Source organism: Devosia insulae DS-56 (assembly GCF_000970465.2).
GTDB lineage: Bacteria > Pseudomonadota > Alphaproteobacteria > Rhizobiales > Devosiaceae > Devosia_A > Devosia_A insulae.
Genome location: NZ_LAJE02000099.1, coordinates 1 through 6,507, shown reverse-complemented (window position 1 = coordinate 6,507; position 6,507 = coordinate 1). Strand labels below are relative to the sequence as shown.

The window sequence follows — 6,507 nt, the reverse complement described above, 5'->3', positions numbered from 1 at the left end:
CCTCCCCTCAAGGGGGAGGGGAGCTCCGCTACATCCCGACCGAACCCTCCGCCCGCTCGGCAAACTGCCTACGCGCCGTCGCAATACGGTCGCGGTTGTTGAAAGCGATCGAGCCGAGCCGCTTCACCCCGCCGACCAGTTCCTCGCCCAATTCGGTCAGTTCGTACTCGACCCGCGGCGGAATGGTCGCAAAAGCGGTGCGCTCGACGAAGCCGTCGCGCTCCAGTTCCCTGAGCGTCGCCGCCAGCTGTTTCTGCGCCACGCCGCCGACATCGCGGGCGATTTCACCGAAGCGCAGCCGGCCGGTTTCCAGCGCCACCAGCACCGGCACGGTCCAGCGCGCGCCGGTCAGGTCGAACACTTCACGGACGATGGTTACGTCTGGCTTGGTCATTTTCGGCACCTCGATTCACGACCGGAGCACCTTGCATCGGCAAGCTTGCGACAGGCTTGCAGTCAGTCCTTTGCCTCGTCGGACGGCGGCGTCTCCCGCGCTTCCTCGATGCGATCGCGGAACAGCGTGGCCCGGGCCAGGAGCATCAGCGTTACCGGCGTGGTGACGGTGACGAACAGGAAGATCACCAGTTCGTGGATCACCAGGCGCTGCCCTGTCACCGTGAAGAAGATCGCCGAAGCCAGGAGGATCAGCCCGCCGCCCATGCTGGTCCCCATGGTGGGGGCGTGGATGCGGCGGTAGAAATCGGGGAAGCGGACGAGGCCGAGGCAGCCGGCCATGGTGAGCCCGGCGCCGACGACGACGCAAACCGAGACGAGGATGGCAAGCCAGAGCGGCAGCGCGTCGATCATTCGATCACCTCGCCGCGCATCAGGAACTTGGCCAGCGCCACCGTGCCGACGAAGCCGAGGAGGCCGATCAGCATGGCGAGTTCGAAATAGATCGTAGAGCCGGTGCGGATGCCGAGCGTCACCAGCAGTAAGAGGCCGACGACATAGAGCGCGTCGAGCGCCAGGATCCGATCCTGGGCGCGAGGGCCGCGCACCATGCGGTAGAGCGATGCCAGCATGCCGACGCCCAGCATCAGCTGGCTGGCGAAAAGGCTCCAGTCGAGGATCATCTGGCTCATTGAAAAATCTCCAGCAACAGCCGCTCGTAGCGGTGCCTGACGGTGGCGATCCATTCGTCCTTGTCGGCGAGGTCGAGCACGTGGATCAGCACGGTGTTGCGCTCGCCGTCATACTCGAGCCAGGCGCTGCCCGGCGTCGCGGTGAGGAGGCAGGCCAGCACCGCCAGCCCGAACTGGTTGGTCAACTGCAGCTCCATCTTGATGAAGCCGGCTGAGGGTTCGGCCCGCGGGTTGATGAGGATCAGCAGCACCGCGATGTTGGAGCGGATGATGTCGATGCCGGCCACCGCCACCAGCTGCAACAGGCTGAGAAGGCGACGGAACCGCACGCGCTCGGGCAGGATCGGGCTGGCGGCGAGCGATACGGCGGTGGCGACGGCGCCGCCAAGCAGGATCTGGCCGAGCCCAATCGACTGCTGCAGCACCAGCCACATCACCATGAGCACCCCAGTCAGCACCGGGTGGGGGAACAGCCGTCTCATGGCGTCGTCCCCTGGGGCAGCACCACATCGACGTAGCCCTGCGGCGAGTGGATGAACGCCGCCGTTTCGGCAAAGAACGCCATCGCCGGCCCGGCGGCCAGCGCCAGCAGCACGCAGAGCGCCAGAAGCACGACGATCGGAACGATCTCGGCGGTACGGACCCGCGGCACGTCGCTGTCGGGCAGCGAGGTCCAGAAGATGTTGATGCCGTTGCGCACCATCGCCACCAGCACCAGGAACCCCGAACCGATCAGCGCCGCGATGAACCACCAGGTGGCGGCGGTCGGCCCGGCGCCGAGCGCTGCCGAGATCATGGCGAATTTCGAGACGAACCCGGAGAGCGGCGGCAAACCGGCCATGATCAGCGCCGCGATAGCGAAGCACCAGCTGACCAGCGTGGCGGCGCCGGGCAGGGTGCGGCTCACCTCGTCGCTGTCATCGGGCGCCTCTTCCTCGTCGCCGTAAATCTCGAGCGACACCGCCAGCACCTGGGCTTCGGCCGGCAGGATCTGGTCGATCACATCCTTGAGCAGGAACAGCGCGCCGGCCGCGAGGGTGGCGGCCACCACATAATAGAGCGCGCCGCTGGTCACTCCGGGCGCGTTGTAGCCGACGGCCAGCAGGAGCGTGCCGGCGGAGACGAGGATCAGGTAGCTCGCCAGCCGGTCGAGCGCCTTGCTGGAGAGCGCGCCGATGCTGCCATAGGCGATGGTCGCGAGCCCCAGCACCAGCAGCACGTTCTGCCCGAACGCCAGTTCCGGGCCTGAGGCGTTGGCGAAGATCAGGGTCCAGAGCCTGAGGATTGCGTAGAACCCCACCTTGGTCATCACCGCGAACAGCGCCGCGACGGGTGGTGCTGCCGAGGAATAGGTGCGCGGCAGCCAGAAATGCAGCGGCCAGGAGCCGGCCTTGATCAGGAAGGCGACCCCCAGCACCGCGGCGCCGGCATCGAACAGCCCGCGATCATCGGGGGCGATCAGCGGCACGGCGCGGGCGATATCGGCCATGTTGAGCGTGCCGGTGGTGGCGTAGATCAGCGCCACCCCGATGAGGAACAGGAACGACGCCACGAGGTTGATGGCGATGTAGTGCAGCGCCGCTTTCACCTGGTTGCGGCCGCCGCCATGCAGCGTCAGCCCGTAGGAGGCGGCGAGCAGCAGTTCGAAGAAGACGAACAGGTTGAACAGGTCGCCGGTCAAAAAGGCGCCGTTGAGCCCCATGGTCAGGGCATGGAACAGCGGGAAGAAGTTGCTGCCACGGCTATGCCAGCGCGCCGAGGCATACAGCAGGGCCGCGAGCGACAGGATCGAGGTGACCAGCACCATCACCGCCGCCAGCCGATCGACGACCAGGACGATGCCGAACGGCACCGGCCAGTTGCCGAGCGGGTAGACTGCTGCGAGGTGCCCATCCGAGCGTGCCAGCACCACCAGCAGCAGGATCGAAACCAGCAGCAGCACGACGCTGAAGGCGAGGTTGAGCCGCACCCGGCTGATGGGCCTGAGGTTGCCCAAGAGCAGGTTGGCGATCACCGCCGCCATCGGCACGAGGATCGGCAGGATGGCGATGTGGTTGAGCTCGGCCATCAGTCGAGCTTCCCGTCGACATGGTCGTTGCCGGTGAGGCCACGGGCGGCCAGCAGCACCACGAGGAACAAGGCCGTCATGGCAAAGCCGATGACGATGGCGGTGAGCACCAAGGCCTGGGGCACCGGATCGACATAGTCGACCGGGTTGGCGTTCGCCCCATCGAGGATCGGCGCCGCATCCATGCGCAGCCGGCCCATGGCGAGAATGAACAGGTTGACCGCATAGGAGATCAGCGACAGCCCGATGATCACCTGGAAGGTGCGGGGGCGAAGGATCAGGTAGACGCCGGAGGCGACGAGCACGCCGATGGCGGCGGCGAGGATCAGTTCCATTTCGCCAGCCCCTCGCGTTCCCGCGGCTTGGCCGATCCGGCGGGTTTGGGCCGGCGGATCGACTGGTGCGCCAGCGCGATCAGCATCAGCACGGTGGCGCCGACCACCAGGGCAAAGACGCCCAGGTCGAACAGCAGGGCGGTCGCCAGCGGGATTTTGCCGAGCAGCGGGATTTCGGCATAGGCGAAGGCCGAGGTGAGGAACGGCGCGCCGAGCGCCATCGCCCCGAGCCCGGTCAGCATGGCGAGCCCGAGCCCCCAGCCGATCCACAACACCGGCAGGACGCGCAGCCGCTCTTCGACCCAGCGGGTGCCGTGCGCCATGTATTGCAGGATGAAGGCCAGCGACATGATGATGCCGGCGATGAAGCCGCCGCCCGGCAGGTCGTGGCCGCGCAGCAGCATGTAGATGGCAATGAGGATCACCACCGGGAACAGCCAGCTCATGATCAGCGAGGGGATGCGCAGGAAATCGTCGGCGACGCGCTGGCCGTCGGCGCTGCCATCGAGCAGGCGCTGCTGCTCGGGCCGCTCGGCGCTGTCGACGGCTGGCCGGAAGCGGCGCAACAGGCCGAACACGGTGAGCGCCACGACGCCGAGCACGGTGATCTCGCCCATGGTGTCGAAGCCGCGGAAATCCACCAGCATGACGTTGACCACATTGGTGCCGCCACCCTGGATGTAGGCGTTCTCGAGGAAGAACTCCGAGATGCCCAGTGGGGCGCTGCGAGTCATGACGGCGTAGCTCAAGAGGGCGGCGCCCAGCCCCACCAACACCGCGAGGCCGACGTCGCGCAGGCGCCTGAGTCGCATTTTCAGCGTCAGGTCTTCCGGCACCGGCAGGCGTTTGGGCAGCCAGCGGAGGCCGAGCAGGATCAGCACCGTGGTGGCGATTTCGGCGAGCAGCTGGGTGAGTGCCAGGTCGGGCGCCGACAGCCAGGCGAAGGTGATGCAGGTGGCGAGCCCGGCGCCGCCCATCAGGATCATTGCCGCGAGGCGGTGGAACTTGGCCTGCTGTGCGGCGGCGATGGCGCTGATGCCGCCCACGAGCCAGACGAGGCCGAGCACCGGATCGAGACTTTCCGGCAGCGGCAGGTTGCCCATGCGGGCCCAGCCGGCGGCGACGCCGGCAAGGAGCGCCAGCAGCACGACGATGAAGATCTGCGGCTGCAGCCGCTGCGTGCCGAACAGCTCGATGAAGCTGCGCGCCCACTTGTTGGTGGCGTTGAGCAGCAGGCGCTCGAAGATACGCTGGCCGCGGAAGCGAGTGAGGAACGGCAGCCCGTCGACGTCGCGGAAGCGCCGGTAATAGGGCACGTAGATCACCACGCCGCCGAGCATGGCGAGGAGGCTCATCAGCAGCGGCCAGTTGAAGCCATGCCAGACCGAGAGGCTGTAATAGGGCGTGTCGGCGCCGAGCACCGAATGCACTGCCGCAGCGAGGAACGGCCCGATGGTGATGCCGGGGATGATGCCGACGGCAAGGCAGACCACCACCAGGAGTTCCATCGGCCGGCGCATCAGCGCCGGCGGCTCATGCGGCACCCGGTCGAGCTCGGTCGGCGGCGGGCCGAAGAACACGCCATGCACGAATTTGATCGAGTAGGCGACGCTCAGCATGCCGGCAATGGTCGCGCCGATCGGCAGCGAATAGTTGACGAAGATGTCGGGGTGGAACTCCGCCGTTTCGGTGAAGAACATTTCCTTCGACAGAAAGCCGTTGAGCAGCGGCACCCCGGCCATGGCGCCGCTGGCGATGATGGCGAAGGTGGCGGTGAACGGCATGAACCGCCACAACCCACTGAGCTTTCGTACGTCGCGGGTACCGGTCTCGTGGTCGATGATGCCCACCACCATGAACAGCGAGGCCTTGAAGGTGGCGTGGTTGGCGATGTGGAAGATCGCCGCCACTGCCGCAAGCGGCGTGCCCATGCCAAGCAGCGTGGTGATGAGACCGAGATGGCTGATGGTCGAATAGGCGAGGAGGCCCTTGAGATCGCGCTGGAACAGGGCCGCTGCCGCCCCGAAGATCAGCGTCGCGAGGCCGGTATAGGTGACGATGGCGAACCAGAGCTCGGAATCCGACATCACCGGCCAGAAGCGGGTGAGGAGGAACACCCCGGCCTTCACCATGGTGGCCGAATGGAGATAGGCCGAAACCGGGGTCGGCGCCGTCATGGCGTTGGGCAGCCAGAACTGGAACGGGAACTGCGCGCTCTTGGTGAAAGCGGCGAGCAGGAACAGGATCAGCGTCACCGGGTAGAGCGGGCTATCGACCAGCGTGCTGCCCGAGGCCAGCACAGCGTCGAGCTCGTAGCTGCCGACGATATGGCCGATCAGCAGCATGGCGACGAACAGCGCCAGCCCGCCCATGCCGGTAACGATCAGCGCCATGCGGGCGCCATCGCGCGCATCGCCGCGATGGTACCAGTAGCCGATGAGCAGGAACGAGACGAGGCTGGTCAGCTCCCAGAACACAGCGAGCTGGATGATGTTGCCGGAGAGCACGAGCCCCAGCATCGCCCCCATGAAGGCGAGCAGCAGCGCATAAAAGCGCGCCACCGGATCCCTCGGTGACATGTAGTAGCGCGCATAGAGCACGACGAGCAGGCCGATCAGGGTGATCAGCACGCAGAACAGCCAGGCGAGGCCATCCATACGCAGTGTCAGGTTGAGACCGAGCTGCGGGATCCACTCGATCCGGTAGATCAGTGCGTCGCCTGCTGAAACCTGCGGGAACAGCAGCAGGGTGACGAGGAACAGCAGGGCCGCGACGCCGCCGGTGACATACACCGCTCCTGAGGCTAATCGACCCTGCAGCGCATAGGCGAGGACGCATGCCAGAAATGGCAAGGCACATAGTGCTCCCAATGCGACGTCAGGCGAAAATCCCGGCAGCGTCCCGTCCCCAGCTCAAGTGTGTGCATCGGGTATAGGTGCGGACGAGGCGGTTGGAAAGTGCACCATTTGTCGGTGCGGCAGCTTGTCCGGTTGGGGACCCAGAACGTGCAGTCGGAGAT

General features: G+C 66.3%; 7 protein-coding genes. All 7 read right to left on the bottom strand.

Annotation, left to right across the window (positions count from 1 at the left end):
• Nucleotides 1-28: 28 nt before the first annotated feature.
• Nucleotides 29-394 (bottom strand): winged helix-turn-helix transcriptional regulator, encoded by a 366-nt coding sequence (locus tag VW23_RS06730; RefSeq protein ID WP_069908814.1) that lies wholly within the window; start codon nucleotides 392-394, stop codon nucleotides 29-31.
• Nucleotides 395-456: 62 nt separating this feature from the next.
• Nucleotides 457-807 (bottom strand): monovalent cation/H(+) antiporter subunit G, encoded by a 351-nt coding sequence (gene mnhG / locus VW23_RS06725; protein ID WP_069908813.1) that lies wholly within the window; start codon nucleotides 805-807, stop codon nucleotides 457-459.
• Complete coding sequence (locus VW23_RS06720) at nucleotides 804-1,085, bottom strand: K+/H+ antiporter subunit F (protein ID WP_069908812.1); 282 nt, start codon at nucleotides 1,083-1,085, stop codon at nucleotides 804-806. The genes mnhG and VW23_RS06720 overlap by 4 nt, the downstream gene beginning before the upstream one ends.
• Entirely contained in the window at nucleotides 1,082-1,567 is a 486-nt protein-coding gene (locus tag VW23_RS06715) for a Na+/H+ antiporter subunit E (protein WP_069908811.1), read from the bottom strand. Before VW23_RS06715 ends, VW23_RS06720 begins: the two co-directional genes overlap by 4 nt.
• A complete protein-coding gene (locus VW23_RS06710) occupies nucleotides 1,564-3,153 on the bottom strand; it encodes a monovalent cation/H+ antiporter subunit D (protein ID WP_176730346.1) in 1,590 nt (529 codons plus the stop codon). Before VW23_RS06710 ends, VW23_RS06715 begins: the two co-directional genes overlap by 4 nt.
• Nucleotides 3,153-3,488 (bottom strand): Na+/H+ antiporter subunit C, encoded by a 336-nt coding sequence (locus tag VW23_RS06705; protein ID WP_069908809.1) that lies wholly within the window; start codon nucleotides 3,486-3,488, stop codon nucleotides 3,153-3,155. The genes VW23_RS06710 and VW23_RS06705 overlap by 1 nt, the downstream gene beginning before the upstream one ends.
• On the bottom strand, nucleotides 3,479-6,358 hold the full coding sequence (locus VW23_RS06700) for a monovalent cation/H+ antiporter subunit A (RefSeq protein ID WP_280138973.1): 2,880 nt from the start codon (nucleotides 6,356-6,358) through the stop codon (nucleotides 3,479-3,481). Before VW23_RS06700 ends, VW23_RS06705 begins: the two co-directional genes overlap by 10 nt.
• Nucleotides 6,359-6,507: the final 149 nt, after the last annotated feature.

What these genes read in the sequence shown, in the direction of transcription:
- VW23_RS06730 (WP_069908814.1), bottom strand. Translation starts at nt 394, where the DNA reads ATGACCAAGCCAGACGTAACCATCGTCCGTGAAGTGTTCGACCTGACC.
- VW23_RS06710 (WP_176730346.1), bottom strand. Translation starts at nt 3,153, where the DNA reads ATGGCCGAGCTCAACCACATCGCCATCCTGCCGATCCTCGTGCCGATG.
- VW23_RS06720 (WP_069908812.1), bottom strand. Translation starts at nt 1,085, where the DNA reads ATGAGCCAGATGATCCTCGACTGGAGCCTTTTCGCCAGCCAGCTGATG.
- mnhG (WP_069908813.1), bottom strand. Translation starts at nt 807, where the DNA reads ATGATCGACGCGCTGCCGCTCTGGCTTGCCATCCTCGTCTCGGTTTGC.
- VW23_RS06715 (WP_069908811.1), bottom strand. Translation starts at nt 1,567, where the DNA reads ATGAGACGGCTGTTCCCCCACCCGGTGCTGACTGGGGTGCTCATGGTG.
- VW23_RS06705 (WP_069908809.1), bottom strand. Translation starts at nt 3,488, where the DNA reads ATGGAACTGATCCTCGCCGCCGCCATCGGCGTGCTCGTCGCCTCCGGC.